At 53.3% G+C, this 22,650-nt stretch carries 22 protein-coding genes; 6 read left to right on the forward strand and 16 right to left on the reverse strand.

Annotation, left to right across the window (positions count from 1 at the left end; genetic code table 11):
• Position 1: 1 nt before the first annotated feature.
• Both LF929_RS18420 and LF929_RS18425 read right to left on the reverse strand, forming a co-directional pair.
• Positions 2 to 925, reverse strand: coding sequence for a transketolase family protein (locus LF929_RS18420; RefSeq protein ID WP_210195346.1), 924 nt, complete (start codon positions 923 to 925; stop codon positions 2 to 4).
• Complete coding sequence (locus LF929_RS18425) at positions 925 to 1,728, reverse strand: transketolase (protein WP_038906929.1); 804 nt, start codon at positions 1,726 to 1,728, stop codon at positions 925 to 927. Before LF929_RS18425 ends, LF929_RS18420 begins: the two co-directional genes overlap by 1 nt.
• Positions 1,729 to 2,072: 344 nt before the next feature.
• Here LF929_RS18425 and LF929_RS18430 point away from each other — a divergent pair, with 344 nt between their 5' ends.
• Positions 2,073 to 2,864, forward strand: coding sequence for a DeoR/GlpR family DNA-binding transcription regulator (locus LF929_RS18430; RefSeq protein WP_038925036.1), 792 nt, complete (start codon positions 2,073 to 2,075; stop codon positions 2,862 to 2,864).
• Positions 2,865 to 2,953: 89 nt separating this feature from the next.
• Here LF929_RS18430 and LF929_RS18435 read toward each other — a convergent pair whose 3' ends face one another.
• Entirely contained in the window at positions 2,954 to 3,385 is a 432-nt protein-coding gene (locus LF929_RS18435; RefSeq protein WP_226093102.1) for a carboxymuconolactone decarboxylase family protein, read from the reverse strand.
• A complete protein-coding gene (locus LF929_RS18440) occupies positions 3,382 to 3,831 on the reverse strand; it encodes a GNAT family N-acetyltransferase (RefSeq protein ID WP_038903164.1) in 450 nt (149 codons plus the stop codon). Before LF929_RS18440 ends, LF929_RS18435 begins: the two co-directional genes overlap by 4 nt.
• Before the next feature lie 107 nt (positions 3,832 to 3,938).
• Here LF929_RS18440 and LF929_RS18445 point away from each other — a divergent pair, with 107 nt between their 5' ends.
• Positions 3,939 to 5,378 carry a PLP-dependent aminotransferase family protein gene (locus LF929_RS18445; protein ID WP_226093101.1) on the forward strand — a complete coding sequence of 480 codons (1,440 nt, stop codon included), beginning with the start codon at positions 3,939 to 3,941 and terminating at the stop codon, positions 5,376 to 5,378.
• Positions 5,379 to 5,383: 5 nt separating this feature from the next.
• Here the strand turns inward: LF929_RS18445 and LF929_RS18450 are convergent, their stop codons facing one another.
• Both LF929_RS18450 and LF929_RS18455 read right to left on the reverse strand, forming a co-directional pair.
• Positions 5,384 to 6,775 carry an MFS transporter gene (locus tag LF929_RS18450; protein WP_016943259.1) on the reverse strand — a complete coding sequence of 464 codons (1,392 nt, stop codon included), beginning with the start codon at positions 6,773 to 6,775 and terminating at the stop codon, positions 5,384 to 5,386.
• Positions 6,776 to 6,925: 150 nt separating this feature from the next.
• Positions 6,926 to 8,239: an MvaI/BcnI family restriction endonuclease gene (locus LF929_RS18455; RefSeq protein ID WP_226093100.1), complete on the reverse strand. Its 1,314-nt coding sequence runs from the start codon at positions 8,237 to 8,239 to the stop codon at positions 6,926 to 6,928.
• 238 nt (positions 8,240 to 8,477) lie between these two features.
• Here LF929_RS18455 and LF929_RS18460 point away from each other — a divergent pair, with 238 nt between their 5' ends.
• The 3 genes from LF929_RS18460 to LF929_RS18470 all read left to right on the forward strand — a co-directional run bounded on the left by LF929_RS18460 (position 8,478) and on the right by LF929_RS18470 (position 11,206).
• Entirely contained in the window at positions 8,478 to 9,908 is a 1,431-nt protein-coding gene (locus tag LF929_RS18460) for a DNA cytosine methyltransferase (RefSeq protein ID WP_226093099.1), read from the forward strand.
• A gap of 6 nt (positions 9,909 to 9,914) precedes the next feature.
• Complete coding sequence (locus LF929_RS18465) at positions 9,915 to 10,397, forward strand: very short patch repair endonuclease (protein WP_038903161.1); 483 nt, start codon at positions 9,915 to 9,917, stop codon at positions 10,395 to 10,397.
• A gap of 188 nt (positions 10,398 to 10,585) precedes the next feature.
• Positions 10,586 to 11,206 carry a LysE/ArgO family amino acid transporter gene (locus tag LF929_RS18470; RefSeq protein ID WP_210174419.1) on the forward strand — a complete coding sequence of 207 codons (621 nt, stop codon included), beginning with the start codon at positions 10,586 to 10,588 and terminating at the stop codon, positions 11,204 to 11,206.
• Here LF929_RS18470 and LF929_RS18475 read toward each other — a convergent pair.
• The 9 genes from LF929_RS18475 to LF929_RS18515 form a co-directional block, all read right to left on the reverse strand.
• Positions 11,169 to 12,182: a ribokinase gene (locus LF929_RS18475; RefSeq protein WP_210174420.1), complete on the reverse strand. Its 1,014-nt coding sequence runs from the start codon at positions 12,180 to 12,182 to the stop codon at positions 11,169 to 11,171. The two genes, LF929_RS18470 and LF929_RS18475, sit on opposite strands and share 38 nt — an antisense overlap.
• Positions 12,183 to 12,244: 62 nt before the next feature.
• The gene (alsK, locus tag LF929_RS18480; RefSeq protein WP_210174497.1) at positions 12,245 to 13,141 is read right to left on the reverse strand and encodes an allose kinase; all 897 of its coding nucleotides are present in this window, start codon (positions 13,139 to 13,141) and stop codon (positions 12,245 to 12,247) included.
• On the reverse strand, positions 13,138 to 13,830 hold the full coding sequence (gene alsE, locus LF929_RS18485) for a D-allulose 6-phosphate 3-epimerase (RefSeq protein WP_038903159.1): 693 nt from the start codon (positions 13,828 to 13,830) through the stop codon (positions 13,138 to 13,140). The genes alsK and alsE overlap by 4 nt, the downstream gene beginning before the upstream one ends.
• Positions 13,830 to 14,930, reverse strand: coding sequence for an ABC transporter permease (locus LF929_RS18490; RefSeq protein WP_226093098.1), 1,101 nt, complete (start codon positions 14,928 to 14,930; stop codon positions 13,830 to 13,832). The genes alsE and LF929_RS18490 overlap by 1 nt, the downstream gene beginning before the upstream one ends.
• Positions 14,914 to 15,903, reverse strand: coding sequence for an ABC transporter permease (locus LF929_RS18495; protein WP_016943266.1), 990 nt, complete (start codon positions 15,901 to 15,903; stop codon positions 14,914 to 14,916). Before LF929_RS18495 ends, LF929_RS18490 begins: the two co-directional genes overlap by 17 nt.
• Positions 15,896 to 17,401 carry a sugar ABC transporter ATP-binding protein gene (locus LF929_RS18500; protein ID WP_210176118.1) on the reverse strand — a complete coding sequence of 502 codons (1,506 nt, stop codon included), beginning with the start codon at positions 17,399 to 17,401 and terminating at the stop codon, positions 15,896 to 15,898. Before LF929_RS18500 ends, LF929_RS18495 begins: the two co-directional genes overlap by 8 nt.
• 3 nt (positions 17,402 to 17,404) lie before the next feature.
• Positions 17,405 to 18,385: a substrate-binding domain-containing protein gene (locus tag LF929_RS18505; RefSeq protein WP_016943268.1), complete on the reverse strand. Its 981-nt coding sequence runs from the start codon at positions 18,383 to 18,385 to the stop codon at positions 17,405 to 17,407.
• Positions 18,385 to 19,230: a DeoR/GlpR family DNA-binding transcription regulator gene (locus tag LF929_RS18510; RefSeq protein WP_016943269.1), complete on the reverse strand. Its 846-nt coding sequence runs from the start codon at positions 19,228 to 19,230 to the stop codon at positions 18,385 to 18,387. Before LF929_RS18510 ends, LF929_RS18505 begins: the two co-directional genes overlap by 1 nt.
• 382 nt (positions 19,231 to 19,612) lie before the next feature.
• Positions 19,613 to 20,413 carry a hypothetical protein gene (locus LF929_RS18515; RefSeq protein WP_226093097.1) on the reverse strand — a complete coding sequence of 267 codons (801 nt, stop codon included), beginning with the start codon at positions 20,411 to 20,413 and terminating at the stop codon, positions 19,613 to 19,615.
• Between the two features lie 280 nt (positions 20,414 to 20,693).
• Between LF929_RS18515 and LF929_RS18520 the strand changes: the two genes are divergently transcribed.
• Positions 20,694 to 21,299, forward strand: a complete 606-nt coding sequence (locus tag LF929_RS18520) for a hypothetical protein (protein WP_210176120.1) — start codon at positions 20,694 to 20,696, stop codon at positions 21,297 to 21,299.
• A gap of 257 nt (positions 21,300 to 21,556) precedes the next feature.
• On the opposite strand, the gene LF929_RS18525 is transcribed toward LF929_RS18520, so the two are convergent.
• Complete coding sequence (locus LF929_RS18525; protein ID WP_210176123.1) at positions 21,557 to 22,183, reverse strand: hypothetical protein; 627 nt, start codon at positions 22,181 to 22,183, stop codon at positions 21,557 to 21,559.
• Positions 22,184 to 22,650 lie beyond the last annotated feature (467 nt).

Genomic DNA, 22,650 nt, shown 5'->3' on the forward strand with positions numbered 1-22,650 from the left:
CTCAGGCAATGGTGCGTAACGCAAGCTGTTCCAGGGTTAAGCGCAGTCCGGCGGCGTCGATATGAAACTGACGACGCAAGGCGCTGCGGCTGCTGCTATGAGTAAATTCATAAGGTGGGACACCCAGTGCGGTGAAGCGCTGCCGCGCATGGTGTTTATGCAACAATTCACCAATGATGCTGCCAAGGCCACCACTGAGTACGTGTTCTTCCATCGAGATCACATACCGGTGCTCACTAATAATTTCCAACAGTGATATTTCATCTAAAGGCCACAATGAAGGTAAGGATACGATGGTGGCATCCGTCGCGGCGGCCAGCGCTTCATGGACAAGAGTGCCGAGGCAAAACACCACCACGTCACTCCCTTGCTGCACCACTTCCGGTTTGCCCGGCGTCAGCGACCAGCCAGGCGCATGCAGCACCGGCACTTTGTCGCTGTCCATGCGGATGTACACCGGCCCACGATGATGAATGGCATAACGCGCGACCGCACTGGCCTGCACCGCATCTGCGGGCGCGAAAATCTGCAAATTGCCGAACGAACGGGCAATCGCGATATCGTTCATACAGTGGTGGGTCGCTCCCAGTGGGCCGTAGGCGAACCCGGCGTTCAGCCCCAGCATTTTGACGTTAGCGTCGGTATAACAGATATCGTTCTTCACCTGTTCGTTAGAACGTGCCAGCAGGAACGGTGCTGCATTAGCGGTAAAGACCGTCGGGCCGCTCAGCGACAGACCCGTCGCCATCCCGACCATGTTTTGCTCGGCAATCCCGACGTTCACCACCCGTTCAGGGAAGGCTTTCTCGAACGGTGCGATTTTCGACGTGGAGGTGGAATCCGCCACCACAACGCACAGATTAGCGCCTGCGTTTTGCTCTTCGAGCAGCGTGGCGACTACGGCATCACGTAAGTCTTGCATCATCACTCCTCCAGCTCCGCCAGCCCCTGCGCCAGCTGTTGATCATTCGGCACCGCGTGGTGCCAGGCCGGTACGTTCGCCATAAACGAAATGCCGTGCCCTTTTTCGGTATTGGCGAGGATCACCCGCGGCTTGCCAACGGTTGGTGCGTTTACCGCGTCGATGATGGCCGCCGGGTCATGGCCGTCGCACTCGACCACCTCAAAACCAAAGGCGCGCCATTTATCTGCCAGCGGCTCCAGCGGCATGATGTCTTCGGTTTTGCCCGCCAGTTGCAGACGGTTTCGATCGACAATGGCGACCAGGTTATCCAGCCGGAATTTGCTGGCGGCCATCGCCGCTTCCCAGTTAGAGCCTTCCGCCAGTTCACCGTCGCCCATCAGCACAAAGACGCGACGATGCGCACAGCTTGCCAGTTTGTTACCCAGCGCCAGCCCGGCACCGATCGACAACCCATGCCCCAACGCCCCGGAGTTAATCTCCACCAGATCCGGCAGTTTCTGGTGAATCGGATGGCCCGCCAGCAGCGTGTCGTCACCCATAAACTGATCCAGTATCGCCGGGTCGATCAGCCCCATCGCCGCGGCGCTGCAATACAGCCCGCCTGCGCCGTGGCCTTTCGACAAAATGAAACGATCCTGATTCGGCCGCGCCTGCGAACGATCCATCACCGCCATAAACAGGGTGCAGATAATATCCACCTCCGACAGGTCCGCGCCGGTGTGCCCTTTGCCCGCCCGATGATTCATCTGCAACACATAGCGCCGGGCTTGTCGCGCTGTCTGTCTGATTGTCTGTACGTCCACCCTATACCTCCTGATCGCTGACGAATCGCTCCCGATCACTTTCAATTGATTTTCGATCGAAAACATACACCCTCTATTTAGCCTATTCTGTGGACGAGATCAAATATCAAACAAAAGCAGAACAAAATAAAACCACCCACAGAGAGCAACGATCCGCTATCAACACCACACTGCGGGCGTAAACAGCGCAAGAACTGGAGGATCGCATGGCAGGATCAGCGAAAATGTCCATGCTTTTTCGCCGCCTTCACCTCGCATTAAATGCAGGTGAAGGGTAAACTTGATGTCAATTAGCGGGTTGACGACGGAATATCGTCACCGGTTTCGGTACAGGAGAGTTTCGATTGAAAAGCAAAAGTGAACAACTGGCGGATATGCAGCAACGCAGGGAGAAAATTCTGGAGATGGTGCGCGAAGACGGCACCGTCACCGTGAAAATGTTGACCGAAACCTTCGGACTGACCGAAGCCACGATCCGCACCGATCTGCGCGAATTACAAAAAGAGGGTTACGTTCAACGTTATTACGGCGGTGCCACGCTGGTGACCGGCAAGCAGAATACCGGTGCCTTGCTGCTGGAACGGCAGATCAATCTGGCAGAGAAAGACGCCATTGGTCGGCTGGCTGCCACGCAGATAGAAAACGGCGACACGGTGATTTTCGATTCCGGTACCACCACCACCGCTATCGTCGAACACATGACGGCGATTCACCGGCTGTCGGTGATTACCACGGCGGTCAATATCGCGCTCAAACTGGGCGGCGAACCCGGCATCAATATCCTGCTCACCGGCGGCACCTTTAAGTTTCCAACGCTCTCCACCTCGGGTGAAAAGGCCGCCAGCTTTTTCGAAAACGTGCTGGCCGAAAAACTGTTCCTCGCCACCGCCGCCATCTCCCCGCGAATGGGGCTGAGCTTTCCCAGCGAAACCGACATCAAGGTCAAAAGCGCGATGATCCGCTCCGCCAAAACGGTGTATGTGGTGGCGGACTCCAGCAAGATAGGCAAAGTATCGATGTTTGCCCTGCCGTGCGACTGGAGCAACATCCACTACCTGATCACCGATGCCGGCATCAGCCAGGAGGCCGTCAACGCCTTCGAAGCGCTGGGGGTCACGGTGATGGTGGCAAGCTGATACCGGCAGCATCAGGTCGCAGGAATCGCTTTCACAGACAACCAGAGGCTTGCCACCGGGATGCACGCGCCCCCCCGGTGGTACGCTGGCTACTGGCGTGCTCCGATAGCCAGCCGATTGAACGCGCTCATCAGGGCGATGGCAAAGCAAAGATCGGCGATCTCCGCCTCGGTGAAGTGGTCGCGCAGCGGTGCGAAATCCGCATCCGGTGCATGGGTCTGCGCCACGTCGACCAGTGATTCCGTCCACGCCAGCGCGGCCTGCTCACGCGGGCTGTATAACGAACACACCCGCCACCCTGCCAGACTATCCACTTTTTCATTGCTAACGCCTGTACGCCGCAACCATCCTGCGTGCATGTTTAAACAAAAGGCACAGCCGTTGATTTGCGAAATGCGTAAATAAACCAGTTCGATCAGTTCAAGACCGAGCGTGCTTTTCTCCAGCGCTTTTTTGGTCGTCAACAGCCCCTGGTAGGCTTCAGGTGACAGCGTGGCATACGGCAAACGTAATGTACTCATCGTGTTTCTCCACTGTGGATCGGCGCGTTAAAACGTAGGGCTCGCGCCAACAGCCCCTGACGAAAATAGAAACGGTGGGCTAACGCATTGGATAACGCAGAATCCAGCACCAGTTGGGCACACTGTTCGCGTGCCGCTTCCTGATACATCGCCTGCATCAGCCGATCGCCAATGCCCTGCCCGCGCACCTCGTCCCGGCATACCAGGTCATCAACGTACAGAAAGCGCCCATACACCAGATTTTCCTGCACCCGGTACCCAGCCAGCCCAAGCGCAACATCGGCCTGCCAGGCGACCAGCAACTGGTAGCCATGCTGTGCCTGCCGTTGCACCTGACGAACAAATTGCTCGCTGTCGGTTAAATGCGGTCGCAAGGCCTGCATCAGACTAAAACACGCCCGTTGCTCCGCCTGACTCGTGGCCCATGCCAGATGAATGTCAGCCATCATTTCGATCCTTACGCCATGAAGAGGGTTGCAATGCGGGTTACTGTAGGCCGACAATGGCCTACTCAACAGGGGCAAGAAATGTCATTTTGATAAGGACATAGCCGATGGATTTTCTGACCAGACCGTTTTCGTCAGCACCGTCCACGCCACTCCATCAACAGCTTTACCAGCGGATCCGCGATGCCATCGCCTCCGGGCAATTGCGCCCCGGCGAGCGTGTTCCCTCGGTACGCAGCCTCGCCAGCGAGCTGAATCTGGCACGCGGCACGGTGGAAACGGCCTATCAGAGACTCACCAGCGAAGGTTACCTGTTGCCGCGGGGTCCGGCAGGGACGATCGTTTCCCCCGGGTTGACCAACCTGACGCCGGGTCATCCCCCCGTCACCCCGTCGCCGTCCCGACAGCAACCCGAACCGCCGCCCCCGGCGATTCTGCCGTTCCAGTTGGGATTACCCGCGTTGGATGCCTTTCCACGCAAAACCTGGAACCGACTGACAGGACAATGCCTGCGAACGCTGTCCGGTGAGGCGCTGGCCTACCCTGACCCACAGGGATACCTGCCGTTACGCCGTGCGATTGCCGCCTATCTCGGCGTCTCGCGCGGTATCGCCTGCTCAGAGCATCAGGTTTTTATCACCGCCGGGTATCACTGCTCGCTGGATTTGATCTGTCGATCGCTGTTCACACCCGGCGATCTGGGTTGGTATGAAGACCCCGGCTACCCGCTGGCGCGGCGCTTTCTGCTGCATGCGGGTATGCAACTGGCTCCGGTATCGGTGGATGAAGAGGGGCTCGATGTGGCCGCAGGCGAACAATGCGCAGGGCACGCTCGCTTCGCCGTTGTCACGCCAACCCACCAAAGCCCGCTTGGCGTTGCGCTCTCGTTGCCGCGGCGTCTGGCGTTGCTGGCGTGGGCGGCTCGCCGGGAGGCGTGGATTATCGAAGATGATTACGACAGTGAATTCCGCTATCACGGTCGGCCACTGCCGGCACTCAAAAGTCTGGATAGCGACGAGCGGGTTATTTACACCGGCACCTTCAGTAAGGTGTTTTTCCCCGGTCTCAGGCTGGCTTATCTGGTGGTGCCACAGGCACAGCTCAGGGTCTTTCGGCAAACGGCCGCCCTCCTGCACAGTAACGGGTTTATCCTGCCACAAGCCACCGCCGCCGATTTTATGGAGCGTGGGTATTTCGCCCGACACATCAGAAAAATGCGCACACTCTACGCTGAGCGTCGCCGTTATCTACAAGACGCACTCACCACGCTTGCCGACCACCGTTTGCAGCTTCACACCAGTGCGGGCGGCATGCACCTGCTGGCCCGCCTGCCGCCGGGCAGCGCACACGATGCGGATATCGCGGCAGAAGCGGTCAGTGCCGGGTTATCCATTCAGGCACTGAGCCACTGGCGGCGACAGCCAGGCCACGAGGAAGGATTACTGCTTGGGTTCACCAATCTGGTGAGCGCGCAGCAGGCGCATCAGCTGACGCAACGCCTCTGCGCGTTGCCGTCGTTTCAACGCCTGCCCGCCATCAGGCAATAACCTGACTAGTCCGTTTTCAGACGCGAAATCCGCTGCCCGCTGACAATGGCGGCCAGCGTCGCAAAAGTACCGGCCGTCATCAACGCCGCATGGGTCCCTAGCCCGCCGAACAGGTTAAACATCAGTGCCACCAGCGCTGCGCCGGTGGTCTGCCCCACCAGTCGGGCTGTGCCCAACATACCGCTGGCACCACCGCTGCGATGACGTGGTGCCGCGCTGATGATGGTGTGATTATTCGGCGACTGGAATAGCCCAAACCCAATGCCGCACAACATCATGCGCAGACAGATCTCCAGATAGCCAGGCTTCGCCGGTAACCAGGCCAGAGAAAACAGCCCCAGCGCGAACAGCGCCAGCCCGATGGTACACAAAATCCCAGCGTTAAAACGCTCAATCAAGCGCCCCGCCAGCGGTGCCACCGCCATGATCGCCAACGGCCAGGGTGTCAGCAGCAAACCGGTCTCGATTTCATTCATCCCCAATGCACTCTGGAAATAGAACGGCAGCGATACCATCGCCAGCATCTGGGCGCAGAACGAACTGACCGACGTGCCCATCGACAACGCAAACACCGGAATACGCAGCAGATCCACCGGCAACAGCGGATAAGGCTGGCGCAGTTGACGACGGAAAAAATAGCCGCCGACCAGCAAGGTCAGCAACAATTCGCCCAGCACCAGCCAGCTATTCTGTTGGTGGGCAAAGCCCCCCAACGCCACGAAAAACAGCCCGAAGGTCAGCGCATTCAGTACCGCGCTTGGGGTATCGAAGCGCTGTGTTCTCATGCCATCGTTACGCGGCAGGAAACGCCAGCCCAGTATCATGGCCACCACGCCGAACGGCACATTAATGGCAAACAACCACTGCCACGACGCCACCCCCAGAATCCCGGCGGCGATGGTCGGCCCGGCAGCGGTGGACACCGCCACCACCAGCGAGTTGATCGCCATACCCCGCCCCAGTCTATCTCTGGGGTAGATAAGCCGGATCAACGCCGTGTTGACGCTCATCAGCGCGGCCGCCGCCAGCCCTTGCAGAATACGCGCCAGCGTCAGCGTTGCCAGTGAATCGGACATCGCACAGACAAACGACATCAGCGTAAACAGCACCAACCCCACCAGATACACCCGACGGTAACCGACGATATCGCCCAGCGACGACAGCGACAGCAGCGTCATGGTGACGGCCAGTTGATACGCGTTAACGATCCAGATAGAAGAAGCCGGACTGGTGTTGAAATCACCCGCGATGGTCGGCAGCGCTACGTTGACGATCGCGCCATCCAGCACCGCCATGGAAATACCGCATGCAATCGCGAAAATGGCGCCGAGACGCGCCGGCATCGGTAATCCGTCAGTAACGGATCCCGAACCCTGAGAAGTGACAACAGCGTTCAAAGTTATACCCGAAGATGAAAAGCGTGGCAGGCACGGCAGGCTATCCGCCGCACGTTTTTTGTACCTGTTACCCTACTGGGTTTGGCTGGCAGGCGCAATTGAAGCACTCGGCAAATCGTGCTCCGTACTGCTGCTCTTCGCCACAATCACTTAGTCGATATCAGGAATCATTAAATCCTTGATGTCGTCATAAACCTCCCCCACATCTTTCCATTTCATTCTGAACTGATTCCGTTTTTTTATCTTTGTCTTTTCATTGTTATATTTGATATTAACAGCGGGATCGTAATAAACTTTACTTGCAGACAATGCTGACATAAATTTTTTTATATCACTCCCATCGGCAAGAGTTATCTGAGGGCCAAAAAGATAAGAAGGATGTTCATCCTTTTTTACACGATAGTGAACAAAACATGTTTTGCTATGTTTTCTTTTCCAGTGATCAAGAATTTTACTGAAGCTCCATCCTGCAGCAATCTTGCCATCATGATTCCGCAGGAATAATCCACCGTCAGGATCAGTAATTTCTTTTTTTCTAAAATCATATCCCTCCAGATTCAACATAAGCCCTGTTTTCTCATTATAAACAGACATTCTATGTATACTGGCAAAATCAATACGATCTGTTTTCTGGTTAGTATGATAATGATTCATAAAGTTATGAATATCTTCCACATACAATCCAGTATCCGGCTCAGGGGTCATTAATGTGACGACACTACCACTATGAGCTTTTAGTTCCCACCCCATAAAATCTGGCTCAGAGCTACCATTCGGTTTTATATTAAACAAACTCTCCAAAGTAAACCCCGCACCATTCTTTGCTTTGTAGGCAATAATCTCTCCTTTTTTATTTAAGCGCTGGGATGCTACAAATCCAAGATCATGAATTTCTCTCAGTTTTCTCAAAAGAACTTCTTTACTATTTTCCAGCTCATGATAATACTCATAGAAAACAGAAAAAACGGGCTCAATTTTCTTACTTTCTGCAAGCGAATCTATTTCACAGGAAAGCTCATCTCCCCATGAGCTAATATAAGAAAACACGGCTCCATCACTAATACCTATAATGAGATAACGGCTAACCCCCATTCTTTCTTCTCTCTCTTCTTTTGTCGGAGGTTTAAGAAGATGAGATGGCGCTATAGAACAACCTTTTATAATACCAGATAATCTAATTTCGGGATATTTAGGATATAAAATAACCTGAGCTCCATTAGCTTGCTCTTTATAACCATCAAATGAGAACCAAAACCAATCAATCGGAGCCTTAAATATTGCACCTTTTTTAGACATGCCGCAACTAACTATATTACCAATAGGAAGGCTTTTTATAACACCAAAGTCAGAACCCAGATATATTTGCTGTTTTGAGTTATCATTATTAGATAAACGTTTTATAATAATTCTTTTAGCGCCGTTTTTTATCATCAAATCAGATAATATATTTATTTTTTTATCCATAATAAAACCTTTTAAGAAGTAATTACGCTATTCATTATGCAATGACTGTGTATTTAATACATTGAATATTTTTAAATTGCGTACTATTTCACATAAACTTTGTTATTACTGCACATCTTTCAGAATTTTGCCATAACAACATCCAAAACTGTATATCCATACACCTAACGACCTTCCCTCTGGGTCAATTGAGTGATAAGCTGTCACACAAGATTCCCTTTTAAAACGGCATAATGTTATGAGTCAGCTGGAATTGGTTACACAAGAACTACTCCTTGAAAAAAACGAGCGTGATCAGATAAAAAAACTTCAAGAAGATAAAACGCTAATCAGCCATCTTGTTGAAATATATGACCAAAAATATATAGCATCAGTTCTGCGCTCCGTGGGCCATAACGACTGGACCAGAGAAACATTGAATCGATGGTTGAACGGTAAAGCAGCACCAAAACCATTTACAAGTGCAGAGGTGATAAAACTGAGGGAGCTACTGCCATCTCCTCCTGCGTGCCACCCGCATTATCGTTTCCGTTTTATCGATCTCTTCGCTGGCATTGGCGGTATCAGAAAAGGCTTTGAAGAGATTGGAGGAGAGTGTGTCTTTACCAGCGAATGGAACAAAGAGGCAGTAAGGACTTACAAAGCAAACTGGTTCTGCAACCCGGAAAACCATATATTTAATGAAGATATCCGTGAGATCACATTAAGTAATGATCAAACGATAAGCGAACAACAAGCCTATAAAAACATAGATCAGAAAATCCCTGACCATGATGTTCTTCTGGCCGGATTCCCATGTCAGCCGTTTTCTCTCGCGGGTGTGTCGAAAAAAAATTCACTGGGCAGAGCGCACGGGTTCGAATGCGAAACACAAGGCACACTCTTTTTTGATGTTGCCCGCATCATTGCGTCTAAAAAACCAGCGATATTCCTGCTTGAAAATGTAAAAAACTTAAAGAGTCATGACAAAGGAAAAACATTCCGCATTATCATGGAAACGCTGGACGAGCTCGGTTATGTTGTCGCTGACTCAGGGCATGTTGGCTCTGATGATCCTAAGATCATTGATGGAAAACACTTTCTTCCTCAACACAGAGAACGTATTGTATTAGTTGGATTTAGAAAAGATCTTAATATTCATCATGATTTCACATTAAAATATATTAAAAAATATATACCGGAGAACAGACCCACGTTATCTGGGTTATTAGACGATGACATAGATAAAAAATATATACTAACGCCATTGCTATGGAAATATCTCTATAACTATGCAAAAAAACATCAGGCTAAAGGAAACGGTTTTGGTTTCGGCCTTGTAAATCCTAACGAACAGGATAGTACAACACGAACATTATCAGCACGTTACCACAAAGACGGTTCAGAAATTCTCATAGACAGAGGATGGGATAAAGACCTGGGCGAAAAAGATTTCGATAACAGTCTGAATCAGGAAAAACGTCCCCGTCGTTTAACCCCAAGGGAGTGTGCTCGTCTCATGGGTTTTGAGGAACCTGGACAGGCTGAATTTAAAATCCCTGTATCTGATACGCAGGCATATCGTCAATTCGGTAATTCTGTTGTTGTCCCCGTGTTCTCGGCTGTAGCTAAACTGCTAAAACCATATATCGAAAAGGCTATAAAAGTTAAAGAAAAAAAGGAGATTTAATAAATCATGGCTGATGTGCATAAACCAGAGATTCGCAGAAAAAACATGAAAGCGATCGGTAATCATGACACAGCCATTGAATTAAAAATCTCCAGCATACTCGATCAACTTGGGTTCGAATTTCGAACCCAGGTAAAAAATATGCCAGGAAAACCTGACTTTGTCATCGATGAATATAGAAAAGTCATTTTTACTCATGGCTGCTTCTGGCATCATCATAATTGTCATCTTTTCAAAGTTCCCGCAACCAGAACCGAGTTCTGGTTAAAAAAAATAAATCAAAACGTCACAAGAGACAAAGAGAATAATCAGAAATTAATTTCCGATGGATGGAGCATTTTACTTATATGGGAATGTGCCATTCGTGGCCGATATAAACTTTCAGAACAGGATATTTCTGAACGTATAGAAGAATGGGTTTGTGCAGGAGATTACTCTGCTGAAATAAACATATCCGGGCTACATCATCTAAAGGATCAGCGTTCATAAGAACGCTCAGACATTCATTATTATCATGGTTATAGTCTCCTGCCATTAAAAATACTAATTACAGATTAAATCTATTCATTGGCCTTATCGCCGAAAGTTATCCATTATCCCCCTCGAGTACAGGATTGGGCGGCTATGCCGCTCAACCTATTGTTATTATTTGATTTATCTGTGATGAAAGAGAAGCCATGCCGTTACCTGTTTTTATTACCGGTTTGATGACCGGTGCTGGTTTGATCGTCGCGATCGGCGCGCAAAATTCCTTTGTATTACGTCAGGGGATGCGTCGGGAGCATGTGTTTTGGGTCAGTACAGTGTGTTTTTTATGCGACCTGGTGCTGATGACGCTCGGCGTGCTGGGCCTGGGGAAAATCATTAACGACAGTAAACCGGCTATCACCACGCTGACGCTCGCCGGGGTGCTGTTTCTGCTGTGGTATGGCTATAACGCGCTGAAAAGCGCCTGGCGCGGTAATCACCAACTGACAGTTACCGCGCCAGCGGATGGTCTGCGCCGACGCACGGTGATCAGCGCCACTCTGGCGGTCAGCCTGCTAAACCCGCATGTCTATCTGGATACGGTGGTGATTATCGGCGGGATTTCTTCCGGCATCGCCCCTGACCTGAAGCCGTTTTATCTGGCCGGGACGGTCAGCGCCTCGTTGCTCTGGTTTTATACCATCGGCTACACGGCCGCGGCCTGCTCGCGTTATTTCGCCCGGCCCGTCACCTGGCGCATCATTGACTCTCTGATCGGCTGCTACATGATTTTTATGGCGTTTCAGCTATGCCGCTTTCTGTACCAGTGATAACGCGACCCGATGCGCTCGCGTCACCGCGCAGCCACTCGATACGCTTCGTCGGCCAGGCCTGTAGCCGCGCTTGCGCATCCGCATAAAGCGGCATGGCATTGGCCGCCCCCTCCCGCTCCACGCAGACAGCCGCATAGGCACTGGCAAACAGGGCCGCCTCGGCTAAGGTTTCCCCCGCCGCCAGCCGGGCTGCCAGTGCGCCATTAAAGGCATCCCCGGCACCGGTGGTGTCTTTCGGCTGTGCCGGGAAAACCGGAATACGTGCCAGACTATCGCCGGTAGACAAGAGCGCGCCCTGAGTACCCAGCGTAATCATCAGTTTTGCCACCCCTTTATCGTGCAGCACCTCGGCGGCACGTTCGGCGCTATCCCAGTCACTGACGGCCACACCGGTGAGCTGGGTGGCTTCCGTACTATTGGGGGTGAGCAAATCGACGTGGCGCAAGAACGCGTTGCTGACCTTCTGCCACGGTGCCGGGTTGACAATGACGTAAGTGCCCGCTTCACGTGCGGTATCCATCATCCGCTGGATAGCATTCAGATTATTTTCCAGTTGCATCAACAGGATGTCAGCCGCCGCCACCGTCGGTCGACAACGGGCGACTTCAGCCGCTGTCACCGTCAGGTTTGCGCCAGGGTAGACCGAAATCATGTTTTCGGCGTCATCACCCGCCACGTAAATCAGCGCGTTGCCGGTCGGTTTTTCCTTACAGGTAAACAGGGTGATAGCGTCAAAACCGCTGTGCTCCAGATGGCGGCGGGCGTAAGAACCAAAGTCATCCCGCCCGACCTTGCCGATATAGTGCACCCGTGCGCCTGCCCGCATCGCCGCCATCGCCTGATTCGCCCCTTTACCACCCGGCCCCATCATGCTGTGCTGAGCAATCAACGACTCGCCGGGTGCCGGGAAGCGCTGCATATGCGAAACGATATCCAGATTGAACGAGCCAAACACGCACACTTTGCCTTTCATACCGCTTCTCCCGTTGATCGTTCTTCCACACCATCTTGCTGCGACACGCCACCCGCACGCCGTTATTTCCCGAAATACCGCTCTGCCGCCAGACAGGCACCGCGACACCCGGTGTGATCGGTGGCGGCGCTCACCACCAGTTTCAGCCCATGTCGGGTGACCGGCGGACGCAAATGCTGCATGAGCCGTGACCGGAGCTGTTGTAGCGGAAAGTCCGCCATCGACAGTACGCCGCCACCCAAAATCAGGTACTCCGGGTCCAGAATGTTCATTTCCGTCGCAATGGCTTGCGCCAGCCGGTCGATAAAAGCGCACAAGTCCGGGTGATCGCGTTGCGCCGAAAACAGCGTAGCAAGCGGGGTCTGTGGGCAGTGGGTCTGCGCCCACTGGCTAAGCCAATGGCCGCTGGTGATGGTTTCCACACACCCTGCATTGCCACACGGGCAAGCCTGCGGATTATCCGGCCACGGGATGTGCCCCAGCTCGCCGGAGCCACCGTGCTGGCCGTGGTAAAACTGGCCGTTGATCCACAGGCTGTTGCCTAAACCGGTGCCAAGGTATATCCCGACGGCGTGTTGCGGCAGGCTCTCCAGTTGCAGTAAATCCCACAGCATCAGGTGGTTGACGTCTTTATCCATCGCCACCGGCACGCCGACCCGCTCCGCCAGTTGGCGTGCGACGGGCTGACCATCCAATGCAGGAATAAACGGCAGCGACACCACCTGCTGGCGGTCATGACTGAGGATACCCGGCAACCCCAGCATCACCCCGCCGATGGCACAGCTCGCCGCCGCCAGCACCGGGTGCAACACCTGCGCCAGTGCGCCGAGCGCATCCGGCTCGCGGGCCCAACTGGCGGTCGGCACTTTGTGAAACCCCGACCAGCGCCGCTGTGCATCCATCACCAGCAACCGGGTGCTGGTACCGCCAATATCCACACCCAACCAGCCAGTCATCACACGGACTCGCTTAGCGCGCCCTTCGCCTGCGCGATGTGGCCTTGCATCAGGTCCCACGCCTGTTCCAGTTGCCCATGCAGGCCGAACAACCCGGAAGACCCGACAATCAGCACCTCAGCGCCCGCCGCCAGCAACGTACCGTACGTCCGCTGGTTGCAGGAGCCGTCAACCTCTATCAGATAGCGGTAGCCGTGTCGGGCTTTCAGATCACGCAGTTCCTCGATTTTGCGCACCATTTCAGGAATAAATGGCTGACCGGCGTAACCGGGGTCCACCGTCATCACGGTTATCTTATCCAGCAGGTGGATGTAGTGATGGATATACGATACCGGTGTCGCCGGGTTAAGCACCACGCCCACCTTACGATTGAGCGCGCGGATCTGGTTGATGACCCGGAACGCGTCGCGGTTGATGGTTTCGGCGTGTGGGCAGATAACGTCTGCACCGGCTTTCGCTACCGCGTCGATAAAATCGGTCGGCGACTCCACCATCAGGTGTACGTCGATCGCCACGCGGGTAAATGGCCGGATCTGTTCAATAAAAAACGGCGACAGGGTGATGTTCTTGACGTAGTGCCCGTCCATGATGTCCACGTGCAGAAAATCGGCCCGCGAATCCAGCACCGCCAGTTGCTGCTTAATCTCCATGAGATTCATACACATCAGAGAAGGAGAGAGTTGAGTACGCATCAGACGTCCTTTTTATCGTTTAACGGTGACTGGTGGGCCTGTTGCACACTGCGGCGCACAGCCCGGTAATGGAGGTACTGGTTTTTGAAAAATTTGAGCGACAACACCACGATGAGTACCGCGCCCCACATCGCCAGGCTGAAATGCTGGCTAATATTCAGCAGGTTGAACCCGGTGGAGAGGATCTGTAATACCACCAGCGCCAGCACCACGCCGGTGACCCGGCCAAAACCGCCGTTAGGGTCGGCACCACCAAGAATGATCGCCAGCACCGTCAGCAGCAGGTAAGAATCGCCGTAGCCGATACGCGCCGAGTTAAAACGCGCCATCATCACCAGCCCGGCCAGTACGCATAACAGGCTGGAGATGACGTACACCAGCACCAGCATGCGGTGGGTGTTGATACCGCTAAACCAGGTGGCGTTGATGTTACTGCCGCCCATGTAAATGCATTTACCGGCACGGGTTTTACCGAGAAACAACGCCATCGCCGCCGCCGCTAGCAAGAACAGGTAGAGCGGCAGCGGTACGCCGAGCAAGGTGCCGGAGCCCAGTGTACGCACCACCTCCGGCATGCCGCTCACCGCCGCGCCGCGCGTCAGCCAGATGCCGATGCCGTTGACCGTCATCATGGTCGCCAGCGTCACCAGAATCGGGTGCGCGCCCACTTTGGTGACCATCAGCCCGGTAATCACCCCAATCAGCACCGCGATCGCCACCGCGCCCAGCACCCCGATGCCCAGCCACAACAGTTGCAGCGCCGTGCCCGCACCGGGCGGCAAATAACTCAGCAACACCCAGGCGATAAACAAACTGGTGAGGTTGGCGGTGGCAATAATGCACAGATTCAGGCCACCACTCAGGATGGCGACGAACATCGCCAGCGTGAACAGCCCCAATTCTGGCAACTGGAACGCCATGCTCATGAAGGTCGAATCGGTGAGAAAGCGTCCCGGCAGTGCCAGCGTAAAAGCCGCAACCGCGATGGCTATCAACAGCAACAGACCAGGGTGCGCACCACCCGCACGACGGACGGCAGCACGTAACCGGGCAACGGTATTGATGGCGGAATACGCCTGTCGTTCAGGTAAAACTGACATCGGTTTCCTTCCGTTTCTTGTAGTGGGTAACGGTTATCGCCAGCATGATCACCGCGCCAATCACGATGTTCATGAAGTAGCTGGAGACGCCAATCAGATTGAGGCCGTTCTTGAGGATGGCTATCAGAAACACGCCCATCAGCGTGCCAGTGACGGTGCCTTTGCCGCCCATCAGGCTGGCACCGCCAAGCACCGTGGCCGCCAGCACGTCCAGTTCGCCACCGACCAGCGCGTTCGGCACCACCTCGCCGACGCGGTAGACCTGCACCAGCCCGCCGACTGCCGCCATCACGCCGAGGTAGCCGTAAGCCAACAGGTGGATCAACCCAACACGAATGCCGATGCGCCGCGCCGATTCCTGATCGCCGCCCGTGGCGTATAACTGGCGGCCAAGGTGGGTTTTGTTAAGCAGAATCCAGGTGAACAGCGCGATCACCAGCATCAGCGTTAATGGCAGGCCTATCTGGTAGCTCTGGCCGTTGACGGTAAACGGCAGCACGCTGCGCAGCGTCACCCACCAGTCAGGCAGGCTGTAGAGGCTGTGGCCGTTGGTCAGCCACATCAGCAAGCCAAACAGCAGCGACTGCATACTGATGGTGATGATGATCGACACGATACGCAGCGAGTAGATCAACACCGCGTTGATCATGCCGAGCAGCGCGCCGCACAGCACCGCCAGCCCGATGCTGACCACCGGGTTATCAAGACCGGCATTCACGAACAGCGACGCGATCAGGTATTGCGTTACCGAGGCCACCGCCGCGAAAGAAATGTCGATGCCACCGGTCACCAGCACCACGAACAACCCCAGCGCAAAAATACCGGTAACGGCATAGGTATCCGCCAGATCGAGCAGGTTTTGCCACGTCAGGAACTGGTCGCTGGTAAGCGAGAAAAACACCACGAAAAACAGCAGCACCCAGGCCAGCCAGCCCTGGCTCGACTGCGGTTTCAACCAGGATACATCAGGCATTGATCACCTCCGCCAGTTGCTGCTGCGCGATATCGTGCGGCCGGTATTCGGCATGAACAGTGCCATCCTGAAAATGCAGCACCCGGTCGCAGTTGTAGTAGACCTCCGGCACTTCGTCGGAAATCAGGATGATGGAAAGCCCCTCGCGGGCCAGTTGGTGGATCAACTGATAAATGCTGGCTTTGGCCCCCACATCCACCCCAACGGTGGGCGAGTCGAGGATCAGGATCCGCGGCTGGGTCAGCACCCACTTCGCCAGCACGATCTTTTGCTGGTTGCCGCCAGACAACGTGGAGATCGCCTGCTCTGGATCCGCCACCCGCACGCCCAATTGCTGGATCCACCGCAGGATCACCTTGTTCTTGCGGTACTCGTCGATCAGATGGAAGCGGTTGCGCAGTTGGTCGAGGATGGTCAACACCATGTTGTCCGCCACCGATTGCTGTTGGATCAACCCCAGTGTCAGCCGGTCTTCCGAGACATAGCCAATACCAGATTTGATGGCGTCTTCATGGTGGCGAAAGCGCACCGGTTTGCTATCGAGCCAGATTTTGCCGCTATCAGGCTGGGTCATGCCGAACAGCGACAACGCCAGCTCGGTACGCCCGGATCCCAACAGCCCGCACAACCCTAACACCTCCCCCTGATGCAAACGGAAGCTGACGTCGTGGTACTGCCCGGCACGGCTCAGTCGCTCGACTTCCAGCAAGATGCGATCTGGATCACCGGTAGGCGTTTTCAGGTGGTAGTCGAGCGTCAGGCCGGTCATCAGCTCGGTCAGCCTGCTGCCGTCCATGTCACTGGCAGGCCAGGTACCGACCTTACGGCCATCGCGGATCACCGTCACCCGGTCAGAGATCTCCAGCACCTCATCCAGCCGGTGGCTGACGAACACCACGCAGATGTTTTTGTCTTTCAGATAGCGCACGGTGCGCAGCAATTGGTTGACTTCGGTGCGGGTCAGCGACGCGGTCGGCTCGTCCATGACAACCAGCCGAGCCTCCGCCACCAGCGCCCGGCAAATCGCCACCTGCTGACGCTGCGCGATAGACAACGTCGACACCGTGGCATCCAGCTTCAGGTCGAACTGCAATTCGCTGATGATCCGCTGTGCGGTTTCCCTCACCCGGCGGGCGCTGTACCAGCCGAACAGCCCGTTCAGGTTGTGCTCGAAGGCAATGTTCTCCGCCACGCTCAGGTTGGGAAACAGCGACAGATCCTGATAGATCACCTGAATGCCGAAATCACGTGCCTGCCGGGCGGTCAGGCGACCGAGAACGTCGCCTTCCCCCAGCCGGATACGGCTGCCACTATCCGGGGCATGCACCCCGGATATCACCTTGATCAACGTACTCTTGCCACAGCCATTGGTGCCGGCCAGACAGTGCACCTCGCCTGCCATCAGCGACAGCGAGATATCGCTCAACGCCCGGTTGCCGCCGAAGGTTTTCGACAGGTTATCCAGCGCAATCAGCGTCTGTGGTTCCGCCGCGTTCATCGCTTACAGCCCCATCTTGACCAGTTTTGGCAGGTTGGCTTTATCCAGGCTCTCGGTGGTGTTACCGAGGATGGTGTGGGTCTGGCTATCCACCTTCACCTTGCCCAGCCCTTCGATAGTCATACCGTCGGTAATGGCTTCTTTCTTCTGGAGCATATCCGCCAGACGCACGAACACCTCGCCCGCCGTCATCGGGTTCCAGATATAGCCGCCCTTGATAGCGCCACGGTTAACCAGCGACTGGCCCTGACCGGGGCTAAATGAACCGAGAACGCAGATCTGGTCAATCTTGTTGCGCGCCATAACCGCACGTCCGGCTCCGATCGGCCCCTGCGAACCAAACGCGAGAATACCTTTCAGATCAGGGTATTTAGACATCAGCTCGTTAGTGGTACGGATGGAATCATCCAGCGATTCACCAACGCCGAACTTATCCGCCACCAGTTGCATCTTCGGATAGTGGGCTTTTTGCCACGCCACAGCGGAATCGACCCAGGCGTTGTGCAACGGCACCGTCAGGCTGCCGACATAGGCGGCGTATTTACCCTCGCCTTTCATGCAGTCCGCCAGCGCTTTCATGTGGTTCTCACCGTGGGTTTTGGCATCCACCAGCTCAAAATCCCAATCAGCGTAATTCTGCCCCGGTGACTCGTGCACCAGCACCTTGATGCCCGCTTCCTGTGCACGTTTTAGTACCGGCTCCAGTACCTTCGGGTCATTCGGCACCACGCCGATGACGTCCACCTTCTGGGCGATCAGATCTTCGATGGCGCGCACCTGCAACGCCGGGTCTGCCGAGGTCGGCCCGACCTGCCAGGCATCAATACCGCGTTTGGCCGCTTCACTCTTGATGCCAGCCTCCATCGCGTTAAACCACGGAATGCCGCCGATTTTTACCACCACCCCCATACGCAGCTTGTCAGCGGCGTGGGCGGAAGTCGCAAACAGCGCCAGCAGGGTACAGGCGAGTAACGTTCTTTTCATTATGCTTCTCCGATCGAGTTATTAATTAACTGCATGGCGGACGGCCGTTGTGAACAGTCGATAATATTGACGCCATTCCATGCCAGTTCCTGTTGAAGCGCTTTATCTTTCAAACTATCGGTAATCAGAAAATCCACATCGCGGTAATGACAAATACGCGCAAACGACGGATGAGAAAATTTACTGGAGTCCATTAATAAATATTTTCTTTCCGACGCCAGCAGCATTTGTTGTTTTAAATGCGCGCTATTTTCATTACCCTCACGTAAATAACCGTCATTTCCCAGACTGCTACAGGAAAAGAAAATCTTATTAATGAGAAACTCTTTTAAAGGTTGCTCCGTCACCACACCGCTAAAATCTTCATAGCGATCAGAATATTCTCCGCCCAGACAAATAGTGCGAATATTGCCTTTCGGTGCCAGCGTTTGTACGGTGCGCAACGAATTGGTTAATACGGTTAATTCAATATCCGGCAATTGCCGTGCTAAAAACCAACAGGTGGTGCTACTGTCGAGCAAAATACAATCGCCGGGGCTAATAAAATCCAGCACACGTTTTGCTATTTGCATTTTCGGCGTCACATTTTCATTCATGCGCTGACGAAATGTGGCTTCCTGCTCGCTGCGTCCAGCACTTATTGTGGGCGTATTTCCCTGACTGCGTGGGACAATAACAGCACCACCGTGACTGCGTAATAACACCCCTTTCTTTTCCAGCAGCGATAAATCTCGCCGGATAGTTTCCTGTGACACCTGGCATAACACCACCAGCTCGGAAACGACGACACGACCATGCACGGTTAATTGCTCGACAATGCGCTGTTGACGCTCAATCGGCAACATGGCGACCTCCTGTGGGTATAAAGGTAATGGATAGCGGGAACACAAAATGTGCCCTGGGCAAAAGACCGGGGGCAGGAAAATGACGGGGCTGCATTCAGTGATCCTGGTGGAAAATAAAAATGAAACTTGCATCACCCATAAAATTAATGGTGATGAATGTCACAAAAAAGCGCCGGTTTACCGGTCACCTGCATGCCTTAACATAAGCACGCTAATAAATGTATCAATAAATTAACATGCCCGAATGTGACCGTTTCTGTGGATTTGACCGGTTTATGTGAAGGAGGAGTGCTGCCGCAAGCGTTGAAGACGGGGCGATCAGCACGCCCCTGCCGGAAGAAAAACCGCTGGAAAGTGTCGGGGCGATTTCCCCCCGATAGGCTTACCCACGATAGGCGGTACTGGCCCCCATACTGCTGACATACACATTGTGTGCTAACCCGGTTTCCTTCATCGCCTCCCAGAAATGCGCGTCTTGTGCCAGCACCGACAGGCTTTGCCACTGCAAGGCCTTCCCGGTAACGTCTTTGTGCTGATACAGACCGAACCAGCCGCTAAACCCAGACACTTCAGCCACCGGGGCCAGTAGCACCATGGTTGAGGAAGGCTGACCGTGTACCTGCCGCATGCGTTCCAGCCACCCCAGCAATTGCGGCGGCGACAACGGCTGGCCAGCCTCACCGTGCAGCACACCGGCATAAAGGCAAACCGGCCGGGGTTTCAGTTCCAGAAACTCGCTTGCCGACATATCCTTACCGGTCAGGTGGTTGTCCCCCCAGCCTTGCCGCGAAAGGCGAAGCTCGCCCTGCTCGACGGCGGCAAATAAATCCAACCCCAGCAACAGATAATGGTTGTCAGACACCAGGTGGTTTTCCTGCGCCAGCACCGGCAACGCCAGGTCGGCACCCGGCACCCACTCCGGCGTAAACGCCTCTTTAACCGAAAAGACCTTCTCAATTTGATGGATGTTTTGCCGGGCATTGAAATCACACCGGTAGAGAATGTCGAAAAAGGTTTCCCCCTCAATATCACGGGTGATCACCGACGGCGGTACCGGCATCGCCAACCCCAATGCGCTCAGCAATTCAGGCAGATAAGTCAGTGATGTCACTTCCGCATCGGTGTTGGTGTCACGCACCCAGGATTTACGGCGATGCTGTTCTTTTACATGGTAGCCTTTCATGGTGTTCTCCCGACAGATAGATGTCTTCACACCATAATTCGGCGCGGAAAAATCCCCCCGGCGGCAAATAGGAAAAAACGGGTGGGGAATGGGGAGTTGGGTGGGCGTCACTACACAGCAATCAAGCGAAAAATAGGGGGAAAATAACTCAGCCATCACAGCAAAAAAGACATAAATATTGCACACATAACAGAATCCCAGTACGCTTCAACTTCTCTGTCGGTGCACACCTCTATCGGTACACACAATAGTTACCATAACGGCATAGCCAGTATTCCTGATGATGAAATCCATACGTGAATTGACGATAAAAGATATTACTCATCTCATTTTTTCCATGCGCATGTTGTGCATAATAGCTGTTAATGCTGTCATACTCGCCATCGGATATTATTTACTCTGGTCTGCCGCTATCAGCCAGAATACCATTCTGATCACAGATTTACCGAAAGAAAGCATCGCATTAAAGGTTGCTCTGGTCGCGGGTATCAGCATTACCTTTATAGTCAATTTTTTTCGCCCAGCTAAAGGGATTATCGAGAAACTCAAACAATGGAGTCTTTTTTTTACGTTCAGCGCCGCTTTCGGATTCGCATTAGCGATTAATATGTTTGAAGTTTATATCTATCTCTACCCGGAAAAAGTCATTGATTACGTCACCGACTATAAGGTTACTTTCCCCGGTCCATCTAATGGTAAACACCGCTGTGAAGCTGGCCTTTGGATAAAAGAGCAATATACCGGGCGCTGGCTGGAATTGTGCTCATCAAAAGAACAACTCAAACTCGGTGAAAACCGCAGGCAGGGAATGGATGGCATGTATGTCGTTGCACAGATTAATCGCTACGGCAGCCATATTCAACATTATGAATTCGTATTTAAGTAACCGATGCTGACTATCCGTTGTTGCTTCAAAATTATTACGGCATGCTTATTTTTTTCGCTATTTTTAGTATAACCATTTCTCAGATAATAAGATTGCGGATAACATGACACCATGCTATCCGGTATGTATATCCGTCATACTTCAAGTCGCAGGTGTGTTGGCTGCGCTCGCTCACCCGAATCGCTCACCTGAGTAAGCGCATCGGGATTCACTCGCTTACCGCCTTCCTGCAACTTGAATTATTTAGGGTATATACCCTATTTTTCTTTACTCTGAGTGGGATGATACGTTGACTGTAATTCCAACATCGATTCATCAAAAGCGCCTGCACCATTAATCACTCTACCCTTCCCTACCGTTAAATTTCTGGCCGTTCCGTATCCTTTGAGGAGCCCGCCTCGGTTATCTGGATTGGGTTCACGCCAACTTCCCCCGGTTAAGAGATGGCAACTATCAACGGTGATCTGCCCAAGAATTTGGCTCCCAGATTCAAGCCGACAAGCACCGAATATTGATGCACCGCCCAAATAACGGCCATCGTTACCAATTTCGATCATCGCCCCCGCTCGGTTCGCCTTAATCGTTACCCCACCTTCACCAAACTGATTTTCAGAACCAACGCACACTGAACCCGCAGATGCCTCAATAACGGTATTACTGTAAAAGGTATTATTGTTACCGACCTTCAGAATATGCCCACTTGACGCAGAAAGAATGATATTCGAATAAAAGATATTACCTGTGCCAATCTCTGCATGCTTTGATATCAGAACGGAGAAGGGGTCATAAATTACATTACCTTTCTCACACAATTCCACAAGCTGGCCTATGGTTAAAAAGCCATTCTGCAAGCGGATTCTGTCGAACATATCAAGATGATTCATACCATTCCCTTTTCGCATTCAAAGAAGAGTATAAACAAGGACATTCCATCATTAAAAATGATGGGAATTAATAACCATTTATCATCCTCTCTAATAACAAAAAAGCAACGTAAGTGGAAGATAAAATCACGACATAAATTGCGGAGAAAAATAAAATTAATTAAAAATTCATCATAAGTTAATTCCTGTGAAATAAAATAAATAATATGTTTTTACGTGAACCTTCACTTTGCATTTCATCCTCTGTTATAAGGCCAGCAACCGCTTTCGGTCGCATGACCCGCAGGTTTTGCGAGCGCGATTCCAAAACGTGCCGCAACTCCACTGTAAATCCATCCAGCCTCTTTTACCCGATTAGCAGCTGGCATAGAGTGTCTGTGCTGCGGCAACATCCGCAGCCGGGACTGGAACCCCCGACGATCTCAAGACTGAAAAACGCTTTGTTTTTTCAGGGGCTACGTGCACAC

Source organism: Dickeya oryzae, from assembly GCF_020406815.2.
Taxonomy (GTDB): Bacteria; Pseudomonadota; Gammaproteobacteria; order Enterobacterales; family Enterobacteriaceae; genus Dickeya; species Dickeya oryzae.

Excerpts from the sequence above, each read along its gene's own strand:
- LF929_RS18420 (WP_210195346.1), bottom strand. The coding sequence starts at position 925 with ATGATGCAAGACTTACGTGATGCCGTAGTCGCCACGCTGCTCGAAGAG.
- LF929_RS18435 (WP_226093102.1), bottom strand. The coding sequence starts at position 3,385 with ATGAGTACATTACGTTTGCCGTATGCCACGCTGTCACCTGAAGCCTAC.
- LF929_RS18440 (WP_038903164.1), bottom strand. The coding sequence starts at position 3,831 with ATGGCTGACATTCATCTGGCATGGGCCACGAGTCAGGCGGAGCAACGG.
- LF929_RS18445 (WP_226093101.1), top strand. The coding sequence starts at position 3,939 with ATGGATTTTCTGACCAGACCGTTTTCGTCAGCACCGTCCACGCCACTC.
- LF929_RS18455 (WP_226093100.1), bottom strand. The coding sequence starts at position 8,239 with ATGGATAAAAAAATAAATATATTATCTGATTTGATGATAAAAAACGGC.
- LF929_RS18460 (WP_226093099.1), top strand. The coding sequence starts at position 8,478 with ATGAGTCAGCTGGAATTGGTTACACAAGAACTACTCCTTGAAAAAAAC.
- LF929_RS18465 (WP_038903161.1), top strand. The coding sequence starts at position 9,915 with ATGGCTGATGTGCATAAACCAGAGATTCGCAGAAAAAACATGAAAGCG.
- LF929_RS18470 (WP_210174419.1), top strand. The coding sequence starts at position 10,586 with ATGCCGTTACCTGTTTTTATTACCGGTTTGATGACCGGTGCTGGTTTG.
- LF929_RS18475 (WP_210174420.1), bottom strand. The coding sequence starts at position 12,182 with ATGAAAGGCAAAGTGTGCGTGTTTGGCTCGTTCAATCTGGATATCGTT.
- alsE (WP_038903159.1), bottom strand. The coding sequence starts at position 13,830 with ATGCGTACTCAACTCTCTCCTTCTCTGATGTGTATGAATCTCATGGAG.
- LF929_RS18490 (WP_226093098.1), bottom strand. The coding sequence starts at position 14,930 with ATGTCAGTTTTACCTGAACGACAGGCGTATTCCGCCATCAATACCGTT.
- LF929_RS18495 (WP_016943266.1), bottom strand. The coding sequence starts at position 15,903 with ATGCCTGATGTATCCTGGTTGAAACCGCAGTCGAGCCAGGGCTGGCTG.
- LF929_RS18500 (WP_210176118.1), bottom strand. The coding sequence starts at position 17,401 with ATGAACGCGGCGGAACCACAGACGCTGATTGCGCTGGATAACCTGTCG.
- LF929_RS18505 (WP_016943268.1), bottom strand. The coding sequence starts at position 18,385 with ATGAAAAGAACGTTACTCGCCTGTACCCTGCTGGCGCTGTTTGCGACT.
- LF929_RS18510 (WP_016943269.1), bottom strand. The coding sequence starts at position 19,230 with ATGTTGCCGATTGAGCGTCAACAGCGCATTGTCGAGCAATTAACCGTG.
- LF929_RS18515 (WP_226093097.1), bottom strand. The coding sequence starts at position 20,413 with ATGAAAGGCTACCATGTAAAAGAACAGCATCGCCGTAAATCCTGGGTG.
- LF929_RS18520 (WP_210176120.1), top strand. The coding sequence starts at position 20,694 with ATGATGAAATCCATACGTGAATTGACGATAAAAGATATTACTCATCTC.
- LF929_RS18525 (WP_210176123.1), bottom strand. The coding sequence starts at position 22,183 with ATGAATCATCTTGATATGTTCGACAGAATCCGCTTGCAGAATGGCTTT.